The organism is Microbacterium sp. HM-570 (genome assembly GCF_054165885.1).
The window spans coordinates 2,446,069-2,466,970 of record NZ_CM135111.1 but is presented as its reverse complement, the minus strand read 5'-3'; the positions used below and the strand labels follow the sequence as shown (position 1 = coordinate 2,466,970).

General features: G+C 68.3%; 21 protein-coding genes and 1 pseudogene. 8 read left to right on the top strand and 14 right to left on the bottom strand.

From position 1 onward, the window contains the following. The first annotated feature begins 73 nt into the window (after positions 1 to 73). Genes ACT9TC_RS11815 through ACT9TC_RS11800 form a run of 4 tightly spaced genes read left to right on the top strand, consistent with a single transcriptional unit; the run spans position 74 to position 3,907 of the window. Positions 74 to 649, top strand: a complete 576-nt coding sequence (locus ACT9TC_RS11815; protein ID WP_458040688.1) for a Dps family protein — start codon at positions 74 to 76, stop codon at positions 647 to 649. Next, positions 646 to 1,761, top strand: a complete 1,116-nt coding sequence (locus ACT9TC_RS11810; RefSeq protein WP_458040687.1) for an acyl-CoA dehydrogenase — start codon at positions 646 to 648, stop codon at positions 1,759 to 1,761. The genes ACT9TC_RS11815 and ACT9TC_RS11810 overlap by 4 nt, the downstream gene beginning before the upstream one ends. Continuing rightward, positions 1,758 to 3,182 (top strand): PIG-L family deacetylase, encoded by a 1,425-nt coding sequence (locus ACT9TC_RS11805; protein WP_458040686.1) that lies wholly within the window; start codon positions 1,758 to 1,760, stop codon positions 3,180 to 3,182. Before ACT9TC_RS11810 ends, ACT9TC_RS11805 begins: the two co-directional genes overlap by 4 nt. After that, positions 3,179 to 3,907, top strand: coding sequence for a glycosyltransferase (locus ACT9TC_RS11800; RefSeq protein ID WP_458040685.1), 729 nt, complete (start codon positions 3,179 to 3,181; stop codon positions 3,905 to 3,907). Before ACT9TC_RS11805 ends, ACT9TC_RS11800 begins: the two co-directional genes overlap by 4 nt. Positions 3,908 to 3,976: 69 nt before the next feature. Here ACT9TC_RS11800 and ACT9TC_RS11795 read toward each other — a convergent pair whose 3' ends face one another. The 3 genes from ACT9TC_RS11795 to ACT9TC_RS11785 are packed head-to-tail and all read right to left on the bottom strand — an operon-like array spanning position 3,977 to position 5,805. Beyond that, positions 3,977 to 4,633 (bottom strand): DUF1345 domain-containing protein, encoded by a 657-nt coding sequence (locus ACT9TC_RS11795; protein ID WP_458040684.1) that lies wholly within the window; start codon positions 4,631 to 4,633, stop codon positions 3,977 to 3,979. A 60-nt stretch (positions 4,634 to 4,693) separates the two neighbouring features. Next, positions 4,694 to 5,236: a flavin reductase family protein gene (locus ACT9TC_RS11790; protein ID WP_458040683.1), complete on the bottom strand. Its 543-nt coding sequence runs from the start codon at positions 5,234 to 5,236 to the stop codon at positions 4,694 to 4,696. A 35-nt stretch (positions 5,237 to 5,271) separates the two neighbouring features. Then, positions 5,272 to 5,805 (bottom strand): NADPH-dependent FMN reductase, encoded by a 534-nt coding sequence (locus ACT9TC_RS11785; protein ID WP_458040682.1) that lies wholly within the window; start codon positions 5,803 to 5,805, stop codon positions 5,272 to 5,274. 266 nt (positions 5,806 to 6,071) lie between these two features. Here ACT9TC_RS11785 and ACT9TC_RS11780 point away from each other — a divergent pair, with 266 nt between their 5' ends. Then, entirely contained in the window at positions 6,072 to 6,647 is a 576-nt protein-coding gene (locus ACT9TC_RS11780) for a flavin reductase family protein (RefSeq protein WP_458040681.1), read from the top strand. Between the two features lie 95 nt (positions 6,648 to 6,742). Next, complete coding sequence (locus ACT9TC_RS11775) at positions 6,743 to 7,345, top strand: flavodoxin family protein (RefSeq protein WP_458040680.1); 603 nt, start codon at positions 6,743 to 6,745, stop codon at positions 7,343 to 7,345. On the opposite strand, the gene ACT9TC_RS11770 is transcribed toward ACT9TC_RS11775, so the two are convergent. Then, entirely contained in the window at positions 7,342 to 8,244 is a 903-nt protein-coding gene (locus ACT9TC_RS11770) for an alpha/beta fold hydrolase (RefSeq protein WP_458040679.1), read from the bottom strand. The two genes, ACT9TC_RS11775 and ACT9TC_RS11770, sit on opposite strands and share 4 nt — an antisense overlap. Positions 8,245 to 8,442: 198 nt before the next feature. Between ACT9TC_RS11770 and ACT9TC_RS11765 the strand changes: the two genes are divergently transcribed. Together ACT9TC_RS11765 and ACT9TC_RS11760 are read left to right on the top strand one after the other, a co-directional pair. After that, a complete protein-coding gene (locus tag ACT9TC_RS11765) occupies positions 8,443 to 9,603 on the top strand; it encodes an ice-binding family protein (RefSeq protein ID WP_458040678.1) in 1,161 nt (386 codons plus the stop codon). 126 nt (positions 9,604 to 9,729) lie between these two features. Then, entirely contained in the window at positions 9,730 to 9,921 is a 192-nt protein-coding gene (locus ACT9TC_RS11760) for a hypothetical protein (RefSeq protein WP_458040677.1), read from the top strand. 81 nt (positions 9,922 to 10,002) lie between these two features. Here ACT9TC_RS11760 and msrA read toward each other — a convergent pair whose 3' ends face one another. The 10 genes and pseudogenes from msrA to ACT9TC_RS11710 all read right to left on the bottom strand — a co-directional run bounded on the left by msrA (position 10,003) and on the right by ACT9TC_RS11710 (position 20,876). Then, positions 10,003 to 10,548: a peptide-methionine (S)-S-oxide reductase MsrA gene (msrA, locus tag ACT9TC_RS11755; RefSeq protein WP_458040676.1), complete on the bottom strand. Its 546-nt coding sequence runs from the start codon at positions 10,546 to 10,548 to the stop codon at positions 10,003 to 10,005. Further along, a complete protein-coding gene (gene msrB / locus ACT9TC_RS11750; protein WP_458040675.1) occupies positions 10,545 to 11,048 on the bottom strand; it encodes a peptide-methionine (R)-S-oxide reductase MsrB in 504 nt (167 codons plus the stop codon). The genes msrA and msrB overlap by 4 nt, the downstream gene beginning before the upstream one ends. 138 nt (positions 11,049 to 11,186) lie before the next feature. After that, the gene (locus tag ACT9TC_RS11745) at positions 11,187 to 12,179 is read right to left on the bottom strand and encodes an NADP-dependent oxidoreductase (RefSeq protein ID WP_458040674.1); all 993 of its coding nucleotides are present in this window, start codon (positions 12,177 to 12,179) and stop codon (positions 11,187 to 11,189) included. A 123-nt stretch (positions 12,180 to 12,302) separates the two neighbouring features. Next, the gene (locus ACT9TC_RS11740) at positions 12,303 to 13,424 is read right to left on the bottom strand and encodes a Gfo/Idh/MocA family protein (protein ID WP_458040673.1); all 1,122 of its coding nucleotides are present in this window, start codon (positions 13,422 to 13,424) and stop codon (positions 12,303 to 12,305) included. Then, a pseudogene (locus ACT9TC_RS11735) lies at positions 13,397 to 14,105 on the bottom strand (ThuA domain-containing protein). The gene ACT9TC_RS11740 and the pseudogene ACT9TC_RS11735 overlap by 28 nt, the downstream one beginning before the upstream one ends. Then, on the bottom strand, positions 14,102 to 15,286 hold the full coding sequence (locus ACT9TC_RS11730) for a Gfo/Idh/MocA family protein (protein ID WP_458040672.1): 1,185 nt from the start codon (positions 15,284 to 15,286) through the stop codon (positions 14,102 to 14,104). Before ACT9TC_RS11730 ends, ACT9TC_RS11735 begins: the two are co-directional and overlap by 4 nt. Positions 15,287 to 15,374: 88 nt before the next feature. Beyond that, entirely contained in the window at positions 15,375 to 17,678 is a 2,304-nt protein-coding gene (locus tag ACT9TC_RS11725) for a beta-xylosidase/alpha-l-arabinosidase (RefSeq protein ID WP_458040671.1), read from the bottom strand. Next, complete coding sequence (locus ACT9TC_RS11720; RefSeq protein ID WP_458040670.1) at positions 17,675 to 18,562, bottom strand: carbohydrate ABC transporter permease; 888 nt, start codon at positions 18,560 to 18,562, stop codon at positions 17,675 to 17,677. Before ACT9TC_RS11720 ends, ACT9TC_RS11725 begins: the two co-directional genes overlap by 4 nt. Then, positions 18,559 to 19,578: a carbohydrate ABC transporter permease gene (locus tag ACT9TC_RS11715; RefSeq protein WP_458040669.1), complete on the bottom strand. Its 1,020-nt coding sequence runs from the start codon at positions 19,576 to 19,578 to the stop codon at positions 18,559 to 18,561. Before ACT9TC_RS11715 ends, ACT9TC_RS11720 begins: the two co-directional genes overlap by 4 nt. Before the next feature lie 11 nt (positions 19,579 to 19,589). Continuing rightward, positions 19,590 to 20,876, bottom strand: coding sequence for an ABC transporter substrate-binding protein (locus ACT9TC_RS11710; protein ID WP_458040668.1), 1,287 nt, complete (start codon positions 20,874 to 20,876; stop codon positions 19,590 to 19,592). Between the last annotated feature and the right edge of the window lie 26 nt (positions 20,877 to 20,902).

Here is a 20,902-nt window from a genome sequence, read left to right as displayed (position 1 = left end):
CCCGCACCGCGAAACGGGGGCGGCCATACCGTGGAATCCGAAGCGGCCCCCGGCCGCCCGAGAGGAGCATCCGATGGCTACGACATCGACCAAGACCAGCGCGAGCAACACGACCGCGAAGCGCGGACAGCGCCGACCCGCAAAGGGCGGCGCCGGAGCCGCGCTGACGAACGAGCAGAATGCCGAGAGCGGCTTCCAGGCCTCGAAGGCGCTCAGCGATAACCTGCAGAAGGTGCTCGTCGATTTGCTCGAACTGCAGCTGCAGGGCAAGCAGGCCCACTGGAACGTCGTGGGCACGAACTTCCGCGACACCCACCGTCAGCTCGACGACATCATCGAGGCCGCGCGCGGCTTCAGCGACACGGTGGCCGAGCGGATGCGCGCGCTGCACGCCGTGCCGGACGGCCGTTCCGACACCGTGGCCGAGACGACCACCCTGCCGGAGTTCCCTCACGGTGAGGTCGACACGACAGAGACGATCGATCTGATCACCGAGCGCCTCGAGGCGACGATCTCGACCGTGCGCGAGGTGCACGACCCCATCGACGACGAGGACCCGACGAGCGCAGACATCCTGCACGCCGTGCTCGAAAGCCTCGAGCAGTTCGCCTGGATGGTGAGCGCCGAGAACCGCACGCCCGCGAAGTGAGCGAAGCGCTGGTCGCCGACGGGGCGCTGGTCGACGACGGGGCACCGCGGGCGGTTCCGACCGCGCTGTCCCTGGACGAGGGCGAGCCCGGCTTGGCCGCGACCAGGGCCGAGGTCACGCTCCGGGCGGTCGTCGGCTTCGGAATGCACGTCGATGCGACCATCGACTGGGCCGTCGAGCTCGGCGCCGCCGTGCCGACGCCGGGGCTCGGACGCACGCGAGAGCGCTGGGAGACGCTGGCCACGACATCCCGGGCGGATGTCGCGGGTGGCCGGGTGCTCGAGCCGCATCTCGATGCACTCGCGATCCTGGCGGATGCCTCGGCCGAGGGTCTCACGACGCCCACTGACCTGGCCCGGATGGGCGTCGACCCGTACTCATCGTGGGGAGTCTTCGCGGCCGAGGCCGATGATGCGCGCCTCGAGGCGCGGCGCGGCGAGGACGGTTCGTGGACCCTGACCGGCGTCAAACCGTGGTGCTCGTTGGCCGATCGGGTCTCGCACGCTCTCGTCACGGCCTGGACCGGCCCGGACGAGCGACGGCTCTTCGTCGTCGCGATGGGTGACCCCGCCGTTCAGCCGCAGCGCGAAACCTGGGTCTCGCGCGGTCTCGCGCAGATCCGGAGCACACCGGTCGAGTTCGTCGGCGCCGGAGCGCTGGCTGTCGGTGATGACGGGTGGTACCTCCGCCGAGAGGGCTTCTGGTGGGGCGGAGTCGGTGTGGCCGCGTGCTGGTGGGGTGGCGCGCTCCCGATCCTCGATGCCCTCGCCCGAGCCGCGGCGCACCCCGACGCGGACCAGCTCGCGCACACGTACTACGGCACCGCGGACGCCCGCATGTGGGCCGCGCAGGTGGCCCTCGCCGATGCGGCAAGGCGGGCCGATCTCCCGGATCCCGCGCCGGTGCGGCTGATCAGCGAGCGGGTGCGGGCGATCGTGGCGGATGCCGTCGAGACCGTGCTCGCCGTTGCCGACCGCGCGCTCGGTCCGGCGCCCCTCGCGTCCGACGAGGCGCACGCGCGCCGTGTCGGAGATCTGCGCATCTATCTGCGCCAGCACCACGCCGAGCGCGACCTCGCCCGGCTCGGCCGGATGCTCGAGCGCAGCGCGTGAGCGTCACGTTCGACCACCGCGAGCCCGGCACGCTCGAGTCCGTGTGGCAGGATGCGAGCCCGTGGGCGACCGCGACCTCGCTCGATCTCGACGTTGACGTCGTGATCGTGCTGGCCGCACACCCCGACGACGAGACCCTCGGCGCGGGCGGGCTCATCGCCACGGCGGCGGCGCGAGGCATCCGCGTCATCGTCGTCGTCGCAACGGACGGTGACGGCTCGCACCCCGACTCGCCGACCTGGCCCCGTGAGGCACTCGCGCGGGAACGCCGGGTCGAGCTCGCCCGAGCGATCGACCAGCTCGCACCGGGCAGCGCCCTGAGTTTTCTCGGTCTGCCCGACGGCCACCTGCGCGAGCGCCGACAGCGCCTCTCGCAGCTCGTACGGTCGGCGATCGTCGCGCAGTCGACGGATGATGCGCCCGACCGCACGCTTGTGGTTTCGCCCTGGAGCGGCGACGGTCACCGTGACCACCGCGTGCTGGGTGAGGTCACCGAAGCCCTCGCCGCCGAGCTCGGCCATAGGAGCCTGGGATATCCGATCTGGCTCTCGCACTGGGCGCATCCGGCCGATGTCGAGACCCACGGCTGGAGCGTCCTGACGCTCGATCCGACCGCTCGTTCGGCGAAGCGGCGGGCGGTCCAGCTGCACGCAACGCAGGTGCGGCCGCTGTCGTCGGCCCCCGGCGATGAGGCGCTCATCCACGACGGCATGCGCGCGCACTTCGAACGCGCCGTCGAGGTCTTCATAACACCCACGGCCCCCGTCGCAGCGGCAGAAACAGAGGCAACCCAGGGCAAGACCGAAGGCGAACGGGAGAGCCTCGCGCCCGCCTTCTTCGACGACTTCTACGCGCGCCACGACGACCCGTGGGGATTCGACACCCGCTGGTACGAAGAGCGCAAGCGGGGGCTCGTCCTCGCCGCATTGCCCCGGCCCCGTTTCCGCGATGCGCTCGAACTCGGGTGCGCGACGGGTGCGCTCACCCGGGGGCTGGCGGAGCGCGCAGACCGCGTGCTCGCGCTCGATGCATCCGAGACAGCTCTCGCCCGCGCCCGCGAGCGCCTCGACGGACATCCCGACATCCGACTCGAAAGAGCGACCCTCCCCCAGGAATGGCCCGAGGGCGAGTTCGACCTCATCGTGATGTCGGAGATCGGCTACTACTGGAGCCCCGCCGACCTGCTCGATGCCGCGGACCGGACGCTGTCCAGCCTGTCGGCGGACGGCGTGTTGGTCGCGTGTCACTGGCGCCACCCTGTCGCCGAATATCCGGGCACCGCCGACGAGGTGCACACTGCCCTCCGTTCGCTGCCGGGGATGCGTTTGCTCGCCCGCCACGACGAAGAGGACTTCTTCCTCGATGTGCTGGTTCGCGCCGACGCACCGTCGGTGGCCCGCGCCGCGGGCCTCGCACCGTGACGGCGCCCACCGCTCTCGCGGTCGTCATCCCGGCGCACGACGAGGAAGAGCTGATCGGCGCGTGCCTGGACTCGATCCGCACCGCGGTCGCCCGCGCCCGTGGGCTGGTCGAGCGTGTGAGCGTGCACGTCGCGCTGGATGCTTGCTCCGACGAGACCGCACGTATCGCGATCGCCGCGGGGGCCGATGCGATCGTACCCGCGGCGCGGGGCGTCGGGGCGGCACGGGCTGCGGGGGTGGCGGCCGCACTCGCCGCGCACGAGTACGAGCCCCCGCGGCGCCTGTGGATCGCGCACACGGATGCCGATTCGGTCGTCCCCGCGAACTGGTTGACCCACCAGTGGGAGCTCGCGACGGGCGGCGCGGATATCGTGGTCGGCACCGTCCGACCCGACTTCCGCGACCTGTCCGCCGAGCAGATCGCGGCCTGGTGGGCGACCCATGTTCCCGGCACGGCCAACGGTCACGTGCACGGCGCGAACCTCGGCACACGAGCGAGCACGCTCGTCGCCGCCGGGGGCTTCGAGCCCGTTCTCGAGCACGAGGACGTGTGGCTCGTCGCTGAGGCGCTGACGTACGGCGCACACGTCGAGGCGTCCGACGAAGCGTGGGTGCAGACGAGCGGGCGGCCGTTCGGACGCACGTCGGGGGGCTACGCGGGCTACCTGCGCGAGCAACTCATTCCGCTCGCCCGTGCGCGCGCGGACTTCGCCGCCACGGCCTGACAAACCCGTCGGGAGCACGCATCCGAAAACAGGCGATCGCCCGTGCTGACGCGGCGATGGACCAGAGGGTCAGGCGATCGCCGAGACCGCGCGGGCGATCACCAGCACCGACATGATGAACCCCGCGAGCGCTTCGACGCCCATGAACGCCTTGGCGCGACGCGTGATCGGAAGGGCATCGGCTGGCGAGAACGCGATGCCAGCCGTCAGCGAGATGTAGAAGTAGTCGAAGTACCGAGGGCGCCACGCCTCAAAGCCCGAGGTCGCGTCCTGCGGAAACAGGAAGTCCGCGCGGGTGGCATCGCGCGGTCCGCGCGCTCGGGCGACGGGTCCCCCGAGATCGAGCTCCCAGTAGAGCAGTCCGAATGCGATCGCGTTCGTGACCCAGAGCTGGAGAGCGGCGAGGAGGATGCTGAACCCATCGCTCACGGGAGCCGTCAGCAGTTCGTAGACGAGCTGCACGAGCAGCACCTGGGTGACGGCCAGAAGCACAAAGGCCAGCGCAACCGACATCCCCCGCGACCACGCCGTCTGCCGCACCAGATGATGCGGGTTCAGCACGACCAGCGGAATCACGAGCAGGGCGCAGACGAGGACCGCGACCCCACGCAAGGGCGCGAAGAAGAAGCTGGGCAGCAGCAGCCACAGGACCATCACGACGAGCACACCGACGATGGCCGGCCATCGGTGTTCGTAGGTGGCCCGGGCGGGCGCTGCCGTCGTCATGCGCTCAGTCTGTCGGAACGGCGGCCCGAACCCGCGCCGCCGTTCCGACAGGAGATGCGTTCAACTCGCGAGCTGGTCGGCCTCGCGGAGATGCCGGTACGAGCCCTTGAAGTAGAGCAGCGGCTCGCGCGTGTGCCACTCGGGCGCGCTCATCTCGACGACCTTGCCGATCACGATCAGGTGATCGCCGGCGACGTACTCGTCCCACAGTTCGCAGTCCACCCACATGAGGGTGTCGTGGATGACGGGATTGCCGGATCCGGCGGGCGACCAATCGATGCCCGCCCACTTGTCCGTTCCCTTGCGGGCGAACTGATTGGAGACGTGCAGTTGGTCGTGAGCGAGGACGTTGACGGCGAAGCGTCCGCTCTGCTTGATGCGCGGGTAGGTCGTCGAGGTCAGCATGACGCTGAACGAGACGAGGGGCGGATCGACCGAGACGCTGTAGAACGACTGACAGGTGAAGCCGACGGGTTCGTCCGCCTCGAGCCCGCTGATGACCGTGATGCCCGATGCGTAATGCCCGAGCGTGTCACGGAACAGACGTGCGTCGATCGCGGTGGGTGCCGAGATGGGTGCCGGGGTGAGAGCTGACTCCTGCACGGTGTTTCCTCCTATCGGTGACGACGCAATCGGGTTCAGGTGAGAGGTTGTGCCGTCGCGCCGGCCACGACCGCCAGGCGCGCGAGGTTGGCCGCGTACTCTGCCGCTGCCGCGCCCACGACATCCTCGAGCTGATCCATCTGGGTCAGCGAGAGGTAGAAGCCACGACCCGGAACCATCGCACCCAGCTCGACGAGCAGGGGCGCGAGATTGTAGGTCGGACCCATCGCGTGGCTGAAGTCCGCGCCGGTGTGCACCGGGATCGCCGTGACGCCCGCGAGGCCGTTCGCCGGGTACCGGTCGAGAAACGCCTTGAGCAGACCCGTGTAGGTGGCCTTGTACGTCGGCGACGCGAAAACCACGAGGTCGCTCTCGGCGACGGAGGCGTTGAGCGCCGCCATCCCTTCCGAGGGCCAGGCGAAGATCTCGGCGGTGTGATCGGCGAGATCGATCACACCGAGCGAGTACGAGCCGGGAGCGAGGAGCTTTTCGACGAGCAGCTCCGCGACCTTGCGCGTGCGGGATGCCGGCTTGGGATTGCCGACGACGATCGTGACTTTGAGCGACATTTCACTTCTCACATCTGTACCGATTGACAGGAAATCGAAGGTGTCATGTCGCCGTGTGCACGTAGCAAATACGGGAACGAGGCTGACGACGCCTTCACACCACCGGGGTTTTTTGGCCCGGCGGGCCCGCAACGGCTTACGCTGCTCGATCAGTATGCACCCGGTTTGTTTCGCTCGTGTCACAGATTCCCGAATATGGACGGGCAGATTACGCCGAGCGTCGCGATCACGGAGCCGCTGCCCGAGACGAGGGATAGCGTGTGAGGATGACGAGCGAATCCGAGCCGACCCCCGACCGGATCGCGCCCACCGAGGGCGCGGCCGCATTCCCCTCGCTGTCGGCCGATGACTTCAAGGCCGTTTTCCGCGGGCATCCGGGGGGCGTCGCCGTGATCACCGCCGACGACGGCACGGGTCCCGTCGCGCTGACCGCGACATCCGTCTCATCCGTCAGCGCTGACCCACCCCTCCTGGTTTTCTCGGTTTCCGCTCAGTCCTCGAGTGCCCGCGCCCTCGCCGCGGCGGACACCGTCGTCGTGCATCTGCTCGATGCCCAGGATCTGCCGCTCGCCCGCCTGGGCGCGACGAGTGGTGTTGATCGTTTCGCCGACACCGATTCGTGGTCGCGCCTGGTCACCGGCGAACCGGTCTATCACGGAGTGCGGGCGTGGGTCCGGGGCGCCGTGGTGAATCGGATGGATGCCGGCGGCTCCACGATCTTCGCGGTGCATGCCCTGCAGTCCAGCCTGTCGCGCGACCCCGCCGCGGGCGAGGCGGGCGATGCGCTGGTGTACCACAACCGCACCTGGCACCGCCTCGGCGAGCACTCGCGCATCGACTGAGCGCGGAATCGAACCGAAAGCGCGGGCATGTCAACCCCCTCACCGGGCCCGACATCGGATCGTAGGTTGGGCTCTTCCCGATGAGGAGGTGGCCCATGGCCGAAATCCGCGCACTCGCGCTCAACTGCACACTGACGAAGTCCCCCGAGCCCTCGAGCACCGAGCTGCTCACGACTCAGATCCTGCAGGCCCTTACCGATCTCGGCGCGCAGACCGCTCAGGTGCGTGTCATCGACGAGAACGTCGCACCCGGTGTCCAGAAGGACATGGGTGAGGGCGACGGCTGGCCGCGCATCCGGGAACAGGTCTTGGCGTCCGACATCCTCGTCCTCTGCACGCCCATCTGGATGGGTCACATGTCGAGCGCCGCGCAGGGGGTGCTCGAACGCCTCGACGCCGAGCTGTCCGAGACGGACGACGCGGGCCGCCCGATCCTCTTCGGCAAGGTCGCGGTGACCGGAATCGTCGGCAACGAGGACGGTGCGCACAAGGCGACCTCGGACCTCTACCAGGGTCTCTCGGACGTCGGGTTCACCCTGCCCGCGCAGGGCGGCACGTACTGGGTCGGCGAGGCGATGCAGGCGGTCGACTATCAGGATCTCGACGAGACGCCCGAGGCAGTGTCGAGCGCCACGACCACGCTGGCCCGGAACGCGGTACATCTGGCGACGCTGCTGCGGGAGCATCCGTACCCCTAAGTTCGGAGGCGCGGAAGATTAGCCGCGATGGTCTGGAGCACGACTCCGGGCGATTCGATCGCGGCGAAGTGCCCCGCATCCGGCACCCGCTGCTCTCGGAAGTCCGGAATCGTCCGCGCGAACCAGTCGCTGTCGGAGTCGGATGAGAAGGCATCCCGCTGACCGCGCACCGACCGGACCGGACACCCGATCAGCTCGAAGTGTCGCAGGTCGTAGCCCGCCACGGCCCGCGCAGCGTGCACGAACGAGTCCGGCCGCAGCTCGTCGGCGAAAGCACCGATCACGCTCGCGTCGATCACACCCCGATCGGCGAACAGCGGGCTCGAGAGAAGCCGAAGCATCCCGATGCGACGCAGACCGCGCACGACGCCGACGCTCCCGAGAGCGTCGAGGATGCGCGTCGCGAGCAGCATTCCCGCGAACCACGGCAGACGAATGCCACCCCGCACCGGCCTTCGCACCGCCTCGACGACCGCGGGTCCCGTCGGCGAGACCAACACCACGGATGCCGTCGCCCCCGGTGTGCGCACGGCCAGGTCAAGCGCCAAGAATCCGCCGAGCGAATGACCGACGAGATGCCAGTGGCGGTAGCCGAGCGCGAGCGCGATCTCGACGATGGCCCCGGCGTATTCGCCGATCCCGGCGCCCTGCCAGTCGGGCGCCGCCGACTCGCCCCAGCCCGGCAGATCGGGGATGACCAGATCGGCCAACGGCAGCCCGCGCCCGTCGGCATACGAGAGCAGTGGCGTCCAGGTCGTCCAGGATCCGGCCGCGCCGTGCACGAGGATCGTCGCGGTCTCGCTGGTGCGGCGTCCCGCGCGGACGACGACGGGTCCCAGCGACGTCTCGACGACGAGGCGCTCGAGCCCGAAGACGGTCTCGTCGGCGATCAGTTCCATGCCGTTTATTCGGAGCGGATCTCCGCCGGGATTGTCTGCTGGCCGTGTGTCCCACGCACCAACATCAGGTGTCGATCGTGCATCGGTTGTGTCCGATTCCCCCGTGGCATCACGGCCCGTGATACCTATTGGGATAGGTAGACGTGTTTGACCGGGGTCCTCGGCGTTTCCCTCCTGACAAAGGAAGGGACCTCGACCATGGTCCAAAAGTTCATTCACCGAGGCGCAGTCCTCCTCGCATCCGTCGCCGTCATCGGCGTCGCGATCCTTCCCACTGCGGCATACGCCGACACGACGATCGATGGCCCGATCGGCCTGGGCACCGCTGAGCCGTTCGCGGTCCTCGCCGGGTCCACGGTGACGATCTCGCCCGACGGCACTCCTCCCGAGTCGGTCATCAATGGCGACATCGGCGTAAGCCCCGGCTTGGCCGTTACCGGTTATGAGAACGTTCAGCTGCCGCGCGTCGGCGTCGTCGTGCCTCTTTCTGTCGCGGACCAGGCTCAGGCCGACCTCACCATCGCATACGGAGTCGCCGCCTCCCTGACTCCGGCCCCGCAAAGCGCGGGCGATTTGACCGACCTTTCGCTCGTACCTGGAGTTTATCGGGGCTTTCCTCTCTCACTCACGGGCAACCTGACACTGGATGGCGGCGGCAACGTCGACTCGGTGTGGGTCTTCCAGTCAACGTCCTCACTAGTCATCGCGGGAACCGCGGAGGTTACGCTCACGGGCGGGGCCAACGCTTGCAACGTCTTCTGGCAGGTCGGCAGCTCGGCCACGATTAACGGAGGGGCAGATTTCGTCGGCACCGTCATGGCACAGGAGTCGATCTCAGTCGGCGCAAATGCCACCGTTGCAGGGCGCTTGCTCGCCCAAGACGCCGTCACCCTGATCAGCGACACGATCACGCGGCCCAGCGGCTGCTCCGCCACGGGCGGCACCGTCACCACGACCCCGACGATCACCTCGGCCGGCCCCACGGCGGGCACCGCGGGCACGGAGTACTCGTATACGGTGACCGCGTCCGGAACCCCCACCCCGACCTACTCGATCACGGGCGGCACGTTGCCGACGGGCCTCGGCCTCGACGCCACGAGCGGCACCATCTCAGGAACCCCGACCACTCCGGGTACCTACACCTTCACCGTCACCGCCTCGAACGGCACATCAGCTGACGCCTCCGCGACGTACACCGTCGTGATCGCGGCGCCCACGGTCGCGGTGGCGGCGGGCGAACAACTCGCGGAATCGGGCTCCGATCCGACCCTTCCGATCGTGCTCGGCGGCGCGCTACTGGCCGCCGGTGCGGCGTTCTTCTTCATCGCGCGGGGCGCGCGGATCGCCCGGCGGCGCTAGCGTCGTCGCGGACCGGCCGCTGGTCGGTCCGCGACGGAAGCCTTGTCATTTATGACAGGCCTCTCATATAGTTCTCATGTACCTACCGGCTCTGGGGAGTTAACGGGGAGAAAGTGACGGCGTTCCATGTCGTCTATCGCCACGAGCGACCCCGCGCGCCTCTCGCACCCCACGGAGGCGTGGGTTCGCGAGTACGCCGTCGAGCGAGCCGAGGGCACCTCGGCGCTCCGCGGACTCGTCGTCGGAGCCGTACTCAGTCTTCCCCTGTGGGCACTTCTCATCGCGGGCGGCAACGCGCTGCTCTCGAACCTGACCTGATCCCCCGCACAACGAAGAAGCCCGCCGCAGAGTATGCGGCGGGCTTCTTCGTTCACGCGTCAGGCGTCGTTCACACGGGCATCAGACACTGGCGGATGCCTCGCGCTTCGGCAGCACCCATCCCCGGCGGGGGAAGTGGCACGTGTAGCCGTTGGGGATGCGCAGCAGGTAGTCCTGGTGCTCGGGCTCGGCCTCCCAGAAGGGCCCCGCGGGCTCGATCGTCGTGACGGCCTTGCCCGGCCAGAGACCCGAAGCATCCACGTCGGCGATCGTGTCGCGTGCGACCGACTCCTGCTCGGGGCTGAGCGGGAAGATCGTCGAGCGGTAGCTCGAGCCGATGTCGTTGCCCTGACGGTTCAGCGTCGACGGGTCGTGGATCTGGAAGAAGAACGCCAGGATGTCGCGATAGGTCGTCTTCGTCGGGTCGAACACGATCTCGACCGCCTCGGCGTGACCCGGGTGATTGCGATAGGTCGCGTGATCGTTCTGCCCACCGGTGTAGCCGACGCGCGTGTCGAGAACACCGGGCTGGCGGCGGATCAGGTCTTCCATGCCCCAGAAACAGCCGCCGGCGAGGACAGCCGTCTCGGTTCCGGGGGTGCGGGTGATGCTTCCGTCATCGGTCATGATGCCTGCTCCTGAGTGGTCGTGGTGTCGGTGTTGTCGGTGTTGTCGGCGAGGTTTCTGTCGAAGAGGGCGCGGAATTCACCGTAGTCCTCGGCCTCGAGCTGCGCGACGGGCACGAAGCGCAACGCCGCCGAGTTCATGCAGTAGCGCAGGCCCCCCGCCCCGCGAGGACCGTCGTCGAAGACGTGGCCGAGGTGGCTGTCGGCACCGGCGGAGCGCACCTCGGTGCGCTTCATCCAGAGCATCCCATCGACCTTCTCGGTCACGGCCGCGGGCTCGATGGGGCGCGTGAAGCTCGGCCATCCTGTGCCGCTGTCGTACTTGTCGAGAGATGAGAACAGGGGCTGACCCGAGACGACATCGACATAGATGCCCGCTTCGTGGTGGTCCCAGTACTCGTTGCGGAACGGCGGCTCGGTGCCGTCATCCTGTGTGACCCTGTGCTGCGCCGGGGTAAGGCGACTGAGCGCATCGGCAGTCGCGCGGTAGTCGTGTGACATTTTTCCTCCTGGGAAGACGCCACTGGCTGGGGCGTCACTGAAGGGAACGAAGGAGTGCGTGGTTTTGGTCCCGCCAAGCTGGGAGCGGGCCGTGAGTTTCTGTCGTCTCCTCCGACGCGACCGCAGTGTGGACTCCGATCAGACCACCCCTTCGTGCACGTCGCGCGCCTTGAGGGTGCGGAACGACGACACCATATTGGTGCCGAGCAGCACCTTGCCGCGCGAGTGCAGCTTCCGTAGGTCGGCGTAGGCCTCCGAAATCCGGCGAAGGGGATAGATGCCCGATACGAGCAACGTGAACGTGCGCGCCTGCGCCATATCGACCAGACGAGCCAATGTGTCGGTGGCGTGGGCGACAGATTCGGGGTCGCTGCGCAGAAGTCGCAGCTCGACCTCGCGGCGATCGGCGCTCGAACGGTAGCGGCTGGCCGGAACCCCGAGCTCTTCGGCGAGGGCGTGGCCGTCCTGGCCGAAGTTGTCGATCAGGGCCGTCACCTGCGCGCCTCCGGTCGCCTTGCGAATGCGCTCGGCGATGCCTTCGCCGTAGCGGACGGGCTTGATGCCGAGCTGGCGCAGGTAGTCGAAGTTGCGGTCACCGCAGGTGCCGATCACCGTCGCCCCGCGATGTTTGGCCACTTGGGCCTGAATGCTGCCGACCCCACCGGCCGCGGCAGAGATGACCACGACATCGGAGGCACCGATCTTGAGTTCGTCGAGCACATCGAGCGCCGTCGATCCCGACAGGAACATCCCACCCGCCGCCTCCCAGGTGAGGGACTTCGGCTTCATGACCAGAGCCGCCACCGGGACGTTCACGAATGTCGCGTGCGCCCCCGCCCGCACGTGCCCGATGACGTCTGAGCCGACGCGAAAGCTCCCGGCGTCTTCACCCACCGCCACGACCATCCCCGCGAATTCGCTCCCGGAACGTCGCGGCCAGGGCTCGTCCCAATCCGTCTCGCGACCCGCGCGGATGAACCCGTCGATGTGACTGATGCCCGCACAGATCACCTGGACGGTGACCTCGCCCGGCGCGGGCGGTGGGAGCGGTTGTGTTCTCAGCTCGAGGACGTCGGCGTCCCCGGCACGGTCGTACTCGACGATCGTCGTCTGATCCGGCTTCTTTGCCATGATCACCACAGCCCCTCGGTCATGGGCCAGCTCGCGAGCGGTGTCGTGAGCGGACCCGAGCGCATTGTTCTCACAGTGTTATTCGGAACCAGGGGCCGATTCGGATGCAGCTTCTCTACGAATTCACGTCGAGGTCGATGACCGCGCGTGCTGGAGCGGTCGTGTCGTGCTCCATTCGTCGTGGGACGTGAGGGGGACGAACGGGGGACGCTCAATCGTCGTCTGCAGGGCGATCCGGCGGCCCTCGCGGGCGGAGTCGAGGAGAGCCGTCATGATCTCGAGGACGTGCAAGGCCATCGCCCCGCTCGCGCGATCGCCACCGCGCAGGAAGTCGATGACGCCGATACCGCGCCCGGCGCCCGCATATCCGGCGCTCGGCGGAAGCACGGTCCAGGTCTCGTGGCCGAGACCGCGCACGCGCACCTCGCCCTCGAACAGGTTCGGGTCGGGCGCCGTCAGACTTCCCGCCTCGCCGTGGACCTCGAGCGGTGCCGCGGTGGTCGCCGCCGCGTCGAAGCTGAATGTGACGGTCGACACGGCACCGCCGAGATGCTCGAGCACACCGGCCACATGCGTGTCGACTTCGACCGGGATGATCTCACCGACGCGCGGCCCCGAGCCGATGCGCCGTGTGTCGCGCGTGCGGGACGACGAGCCCGATACCTGCGTCACCGGTCCCAGCAGGTGCACGAGCGAGGTGAGGTAGTACGGGCCCATATCCAACAGCGGGCCGCCGCCGTCGCGGTAGTAGAAGTCCGGGTGCGGATGCCACGCCTCGTGTCCCGCCGAAACCCACGTCGCCGAGGCTGCGGTAGGGCGACCGATGACCCCCGAGTCGATCGCATCACGCGCGGTCTGGATTCCGGTGCCGAGCACGGTATCGGGAGCCGCGCCGATCCACGCGGTGCCCGCGGCATCCATCATCCCGATGGCCTCGACGAACGTCGCCGCGAGCGGCTTCTCGCCGTACACGTTCTTGCCCCGCGCGAGAGCAGCCAACGCGACTTCGGCGTGCGCCCCGGGGATCGTGAGGTTGATGACCGTCTGCACAGCCGGGTCGGCGACGAGCTCATCGACGGTCACGGCGCGACAGCCGGGGATCTCGGCGGCGACCGCCGCGGCACGAGTCGCGTCCAGGTCGGCCGTCGCGACGATCCGGATGCCCGGCAGATCCTGCAGCGTCGCCAGGTACTGACGCGAGATGACCCCCAGTCCGACTATGCCGATTCCGTGCGGCTGGCCCACAGCATCCCCCGTTCGATGATCGTCCGGACGTTGTCGTCGCGCAGCACGTCGAGGCTGTGCCCGGGTGTTGCGACGAAAACGCGTCCCGCGCCCCACAGCCGCGTCCACACCGCGGGCGACGTGATCGGTCGATGCCACGGGTGATAGGGCTGCACCGGATGCGTCGTCGTGGCGAGGACGTCGATCAGATCGTCGTGCAGCACCCAGTACTGCTCCGTGTTGAGCGTGAAATCCTCCAGCCCCGCCATGATGTCGTGCTCGCGACCGAGGTCGGTGAGCTCGATCGAGTGAGGCAGGAAGTTGTCGGTTTCATCCCCCACACACCGGTCGGGATGCTTCGACGGATGCGTGGCGAACTGTCCGCCGATCAGCTGCAGGTAGTCGGAGTTGTTCCGGTACGAGTCGGCGATGCCGCCGTGCCACCCGGCGAGTCCCGTGCCGCGTTCGACCGCGGCGCGGAGCCCGGCGAAAGCTTCGCGCGAGATCTCCGACATGGTGACCGACTGCACCACCAGGTCGACCTCGGCCATGACCGCCTCATCGGCGTAGACCTCGTTCGAGTCCTCGATGCGAACCGTGAAGCCGTGGCTCTCGAGGAAGGGGACGAACAGATCCGTCGCCTCCACCGGGCTGTGGCCCTCCCACCCCCCCGCGAACGATCAATGCCCTGCGCGCGCTCATGCGTTCTCTCCTTCGACAGGGACGTACATGCTCTGTTGGGCTGCGCTCCGCTCGACGGCGGCGAGAACGCGCTGCACGCGCGCCGCCTCGGCGAAGGTCGGCGCGACCTTTCCCTCGCCCGCGATGGCGCGTACGAGATCGACCACCTGGTGCGTGAAGAGATGCTCGTACCCGAGACCGTGACCCGCTGGCCACCAGGCGTCGGCGTACGGATGCTCCGGCTCATTGGCCTGGATCCGCCGGAAACCCTGCTCGCCCAGCGGGTCGCGGCCGTCGTAGAAGTCGAGCTCGTTCATCGAGCGGAAGTCGAAAGCGACCGACCCGCGGTCCCCGTTGATCTCGACGCGCTTCGAATTGCGGTGGCCGGTCGCCAGCCGGGTCGCCTCGAAAACGCCCAGCGCTCCCCCGGCGAACTCCGCGGTGAAGGCGGCCGCGTCATCGACCGTCACGGAACGGCGCTGTGCATCGGCGCGCGCCCGGCCGCCCAGTCCGACCTGCTCCTCCAGCACGGGACGTGTGGGAACGAAGGTGCGGAGCATGGCCGAAACACCGACGATGTCATCGCCCGTCAACCACTGCGCCGTGTCGATGCTGTGCGCCCCGATGTCGCCCAGCGTGCCAGAGCCCGCCCGGGACTTGTCGAGGCGCCAGGTGAAAGGCGCCTCGGAATCGCTCAGCCAGTCCTGCAGATACTGGGCCCGCACGTGTCGCACCTCGCCGATCCGCCCGTCCTCGACCAGTCGTCGGGCGAGCGCGAGCGCGGGGGTCCGTCGATAGCTGAACCCGCACATGCTGACCACACCGCGGGCGGTCGCGGCATCGGCGGCGGCCACCATGCGGTCGGCGTCGGCGACATCGTTCGCGAGGGGTTTCTCGCACATCACGTGTTTGCCCGCGGCGAGCGCGACGAGCGCGATCTCGGCGTGCGTGTCGCCCGGAGTGCAGATGTCGACGACGTCGATGTCATCGCGCTCGATCACACTCCGCCAGTCCGTCGCCGCTTCATCGAACCCCCAGCGCGACGCGGCCTGCGCGGTCCGGTCCGCATCCGTCCCCACGAGGACCCGCAAAGCAGGAGTCTGCGGCAGGTCGAAGAATCGATGGGCGCTCCGCCACGCATGGGCGTGCATCCGCCCCATGAAACCGGTGCCGATGACGGCGACGCGCAGGTGCTGGGTCACAGGTGTGGTCCTCTCGGTGGCGCATGCGGTCGCGCGCCGGGCTTGTCTGTCGCCATCCTTCCCGACGAGAGGGGGCGATCGTCGGCGCTCAGACGCGAGTCGGGTCGCCCACCGCCGCGGTCTGCACCCGGACGATCAGGCGGTCCTCCTTGCCGACGCGGTGATCTGGGCCGACGATGTCGACGACCGTCTCGGTCTCGCGCTCGGCGCACGATGCCCCGACCCAGACCTCGATCGTCCCTGCCTCGACGAGGCGATATCCCTCGCGACCGGTGAACGCGAGCCGCGAGGTCGGAACGGTGAAGGTGACGACGGCCGACTCCCCCGGCTCGAGCGCGATGCGCTGGAACGCGAGCAGTTGCGCGACCGGGCGGGTCACGCTGGCGTACACGTCGTGCGCGTAGAGCTGCACGACATCCGTCCCCGCGCGGGTACCGACGTTGGTCACACGGACGCTCGCCTCGAACTCCCCCTCGGCGGGCACAGCCGTCGGGGTGGTGAGCGCCGAACGCTCGAATCGTGTGTAGGTCAGGCCGTGCCCGAACGGCAGAACGGGAGCGTTGTCTGCGCTCGTGACGGGGCTCGGACCGCCGAGCATCGGATGCAGGTACGAGTACGGCTGCGCCCCCGCCGAACGCGGCAGCGATACGGGCAAGCGTCCCGAGGGCGCGACGCGGCCAGACAGGACACCGGCGAGCGCCGATCCGCCCTCTTCACCGGGGAAGAATGCCTGCACGACCGCGGCCGGCGCATCAGCATCTTCGACAGCCCACGCGAGGGCGTAGGGGCGACCCGTGAGAAGAGTCAGGATGACCGGGGTTCCTGTTGCGGCGACCGCCTCAACGAGCTCACGCTGCACGCCCGGCAGATCCAGCGACTCGACGTCGTTGCCCTCCCCCACCGTGCCACGCCCGAATAGCCCGGCGCGGTCGCCGACGACCACGATCGCAACGTCCGCCGACGCGGCCGCCTCGACCGCCGCCGCGAACCCCGAGCGGTCTTCTCCCTCGACCGCGCATCCGGGGGCGTGCACAATCGACGCATCCGCGAACTCCGTCCGCAGCCGATCGAGGACGCTCGGAATCTCGAACCCGAGAGGCACCCCGGGGTGATGCGCGAGCACGTGATTCGCGAACGAGTAGCACCCCATGAGGGCCTCGGGCGAGTCGGCGTTGGGACCGATGACCGCGATGCGCGACGGTGCCTGTAGGGGCAACGCACCGTCGTTGGTAAGCAGGACGATGGATTCTTCGGCCAGCTGCCGAGCGAGAGCCCGGTGGCGGGGCGAGTCGAGGTCGACGTTCGCGGGAGGCTCATCGAACGTCTCGTCGAGCAACCCGAGTTCGTCCTTTTGGGCCAGCACCCGCAAAACGGCACGGTCGACGAGTCCCTCGTCGGCAAGCCCCGCCCGGATGCGTTCGGCCAGCGGCGCCAGGAACGCGTGCCCGGTCGGGAGCTCGACGTCGATCCCGGCGGCGAGGGCGAGCTCCGCCGCCTGACCGAGATCGGCGGCGATCGCGTGCATCGTGTGCAGGAACGCGACCGAGAAGTAGTCCGAGACCACGACGCCGTCGAATCCCCACTCGTCGCGGAGGATCCCCGTCAGGTAGTCCGGCACTCCTCCGACGGGGAGGCCGTCGATCTCGGCGTACGAGTTCATCACCGATCGCACGCCGCCCTCGCGAACGGCCATTTCGAACGGCGGCAGCAGGACGTCCCGCACCTCGCGCGCCCCGGCGTGCACGGGTGCGTGGTTGCGTCCGGATCTCGACCCGGAATACCCGACGAAGTGCTTCAGCGTCGCGTGCACACCCGCGGACTGCAGGCCGCGCACGTAGGCGGTTCCGAGCAGTCCGACGACGTAGGGATCTTCGGCGATGCATTCATCGACCCGCCCCCACCGGGCGTCGCGGATGACGTCGAGCACGGGCGCGAGTCCCTGATGGATGCCGAGCTCGCGCATCGACCCACCGATCGCCCGACCGACTTCCTCCACGAGGTCCGGATCGAACGAGGCACCCCACGCCAACGGGGTCGGGTACGTGGCAGCCTTCCACGCCGCAAGTCCCGTCAGGCACTCCTCGTGCACGATCGCCGGGATGCCGAGGCGGGTGTTCTCACGCAGATACCGCTGCTGTTCCCACAGCCACTGTGCCCGCTCGACCGGGTCGACCGGGCGGGTGCCGTACACACGGGTGAGGTGGCCGATACCGTCCACGATCGCCTGCTCGTACTGCGCCGCGACCGACATCTCTCCGGCCATCGGCGCGACGGCCTCATCACCCTTGTCGACCCAGAACCCGACCAGTTGCGCGAGCTTCTCCTCGAGCGTCATGCGCGCGAGAAGCTCCCGTACCCGGGCGGAGGCTGCCGGCATATCAACCGTGCTCATCCCTTGACCGCTCCCGTCAGACCGCCGACGATGCGGCGCTCGAAAATGCTGAAGAACAGCAGGGCCGGCAGCATCGAGAGCGCCGTGAACGCCATGACCTTCGCCGTATCGACCGAGTACTGCGACGAGAAGCTCTGCACCCCGAGAGGCAGCGTGAACATCGCGTCGTTGTTCAAGATGAACAGGGGCAGCAGATAGGCGTTCCAACTGCCGATGAACGCCAGGATGCCGGTGGTGATCACGCCGGGCATCGACAGCCGAACGACCATCCGCCAGAAGAACCCCAGCCGGCTGCATCCGTCGATGAATGCGGCCTCCTGGATTTCGTCGGGGATCGCGCGCAGAAACGGCACGAGGATGATGATCGTCACCGGCAGGGCGAATGCGATCTGCGGCAGGATGATCCCCCCGAGCGAGTTCATCAGCCCGAGGCTTCTCACCATGATGTAGAGCGGGGTGATCGCGACGGTCAGCGGGAACATCAGTCCGGCAGCGAACAGGGCATAGAGCACCCCGCGGCCTCGGAATGTGTACCGCGCAAGCACGTAGCTGGCCATGAGCCCGAGCGTCACCGCGCCGACGCTGGTGGCGACCGCGACGATCGTCGAGTTGAGGACCTGCTGCCAGAACACCCCGCCCGCGAGCACATCGAGGTAGTTGTTGACGTTCCACACGGAGGGGAAGCCGGCCGGGTCGGTCGTGATCTCGGAGTTCGAGCGGAAACCGCCGATGATGATGTAGATCACGGGCCCGAGCATGAGTGCGATCACGACCAGCGCGACGAACCAGACGCCGGGGTTGCCGCGCGCTCGGTTGGCAGCGCCGCGGCCGCGTCCGGTTCGGGCGGTCGGACGGGAGACGGTCGGTGCAAGCGTGGCCATCATCGCTTCCCCTCGGTGATCGCACCGGCCGTGTCACGGCGCAGCACGAAGCGTTGATAGATCAGGGCGACGATCAGCGAGATCACGAACAGCACGACCGCCACGGCGTTGCCGTAGCCGAAGTTGCCGGCGTTGCGACCGGTCGCCACCATGTACGTCGCCATCGTCGAGGTGCCCGCGGTCGCAGCCACGTACTGGCCCCAGATGATGTAGACGAGGTCGAACAGCTGCAGAGCGCCGATGATCGACAGGAACGCCCAGATCCGGATGGTCGGGGCGAGCAAGGGAAGCGTGATCGTACGCTGCATCTGCCAGAAGCTGGCGCCGTCGAGCGCGGCCGCCTCGTACAACTCCTCGGGAATGCCCTGGAGCCCCGCGAGGAAGAGGATGACGGCGAACCCGATGTACTTCCAGGTGATGATCACCATCAGCGTCCAGATGGCGATGTCGGGATTCGACAGCCAGTCCTGCTGGAGCGCCCCGAGCCCGAGCTTCTCGAGCATGCCGTTCACGGCGCCGTTGGTCTGGAGCATGAGGCTCCAGCCGGTTCCGACGACGACCTCGGCGATCACATAGGGAACGAAGATCAGCACCCGGATGATCGACTGACCGCGCATCCGTCGGTTCAACAAGAGCGCCAGCAGGATCGCAACGGGTCCCTGCAGAATCAGGGAGAAGACGACGATGAAGCCGTTGTGACCGAGCGCCTCGATGAAGGCCGGGTCCGTCAGGATGTTGACGTAGTTGCGGAACCCGATGAAATCGGTCGCCGGTCCGTATCCGCCCCAGCTGAAGAAGCCGTAGTAGGCGGCCATCAGGACCGGGAAGATGACGAAAGCCAGGAAGACGATCAACGCCGGGCCGACGAGGATCAGGACTTCGAGTCGGCCCGCCCAGCCGAGTCCGCGCGGGCGGGCCCGGCGCGCCGGGGACGGCGGCGGCGTGTTACCGCCCCCGTCCCCGGCCGCGAGATCCGCCGTCGTGGTCTCCGCCTCGAGGGTGTTCTCGCGATGCGGCATGATGCTGAGCCTTAGGCCCGCGCTGCGGCGTCGTTGACGGCCTGAACGATGTCCTCGGGCGAACCGTTGCCCGCGAGCATGTCGACCACGGCGACGTTCAGCGCGTTGCCCACGTTCTGGCCGTAGCTCGTGTCGAGCCACTGCGGGGCGAACGGGGCGGCGTTGTACGCCTCGATGATCTGCTGCAGGTAGGGCTCCGTCACGGCTTCCTGTGCCACGGTGTTGACCGGCGGCGCGTTGAACGCCTTGTAGTAGTTGGTCTGCACCTCGGCGGTGCCCAGGTAGTTCAGGAAGTCAACGCAGGCATCGGGCGCGTCGACCGAGCAGGAGTAACCATCGACCCCGCCCATGATCGCACCGGGCTCACCAGCACCCCCGGGAACCTCGGGGAACGGGAACCAGGCGAGATCGGGCAGCGGCTGCTCGTCGGGCGTGAGGCCGGCGATGACTCCGGGGTTCCAAGCGCCCATGAGCTCCATGGCGGCCTGGCGGTTGGCGATGAGGCCCGCCGAGCTGCCCGCACCCTGCTGGGCCGAGGTGGTCAGGAAGCCCTGGTTGAAGGGCTCGAGCGCGGCGAGCTCCTGCAGGTCTTCGCCCGCCTTGATCCAGCAGTCGTCGCTGAAGTCGAGGTCGTCGGCGGCCGTCTGCAGCGTCTCGGTGCTGCACTCGCGCAGCGCGAACCAGTAGTACCAGTGCGCCGCGGGCCAGGCGTCCTTCGCCCCGAGTGCGATGGGTGCGATACCGGCATCCTGGAGCGCGCCGACCGCTTCGTACAGGTCCTCGATGGTCTCCGGGTTCTCGGTGATACCGGCCTCATCGAACAGGTCCTGGCTGTAGAACAGACCGCCCGGCAGAACCGCGACCGGGAGTGCGTAGATCTTGCCGTCGATCTTGCTCGCGTCGTAGGCGGTCTCGGGGATCTCGTCGACAGCGGCGCCCGAGAGGCCGTCCGTGAGATCCTTCAGCTGCCCGGCCTGCACCATCTCCGCCATCTTGCCGCCGCCACGCTGCAGGAAGATGTCGGGGGCGTCGCCCGAGTTGAGTGCCGTCTGGAGCTTGCCGTCGAGGTCCTCGTTCTGCACCGTCTGGATGTCGATCGTGACGCCGGGGTTGTCGGCCTCGAAATCGGCGGCCGTGGTCTCCCAGAACTCCTGCCCGGGGCCCGTCGTGCTGTTGTGCCAGAGCGTCATGGTGACGTCTCCGTCTTCACCGCCGGATCCGCCGCCGGCACAGCCGCTGAGTGCCAGCGCGCCGATGGCGAGTGCTGCTGATCCCACAAGGATCTTGGAACGCTTCATGTGATTCACCTGTTCTCTTCGTTGAG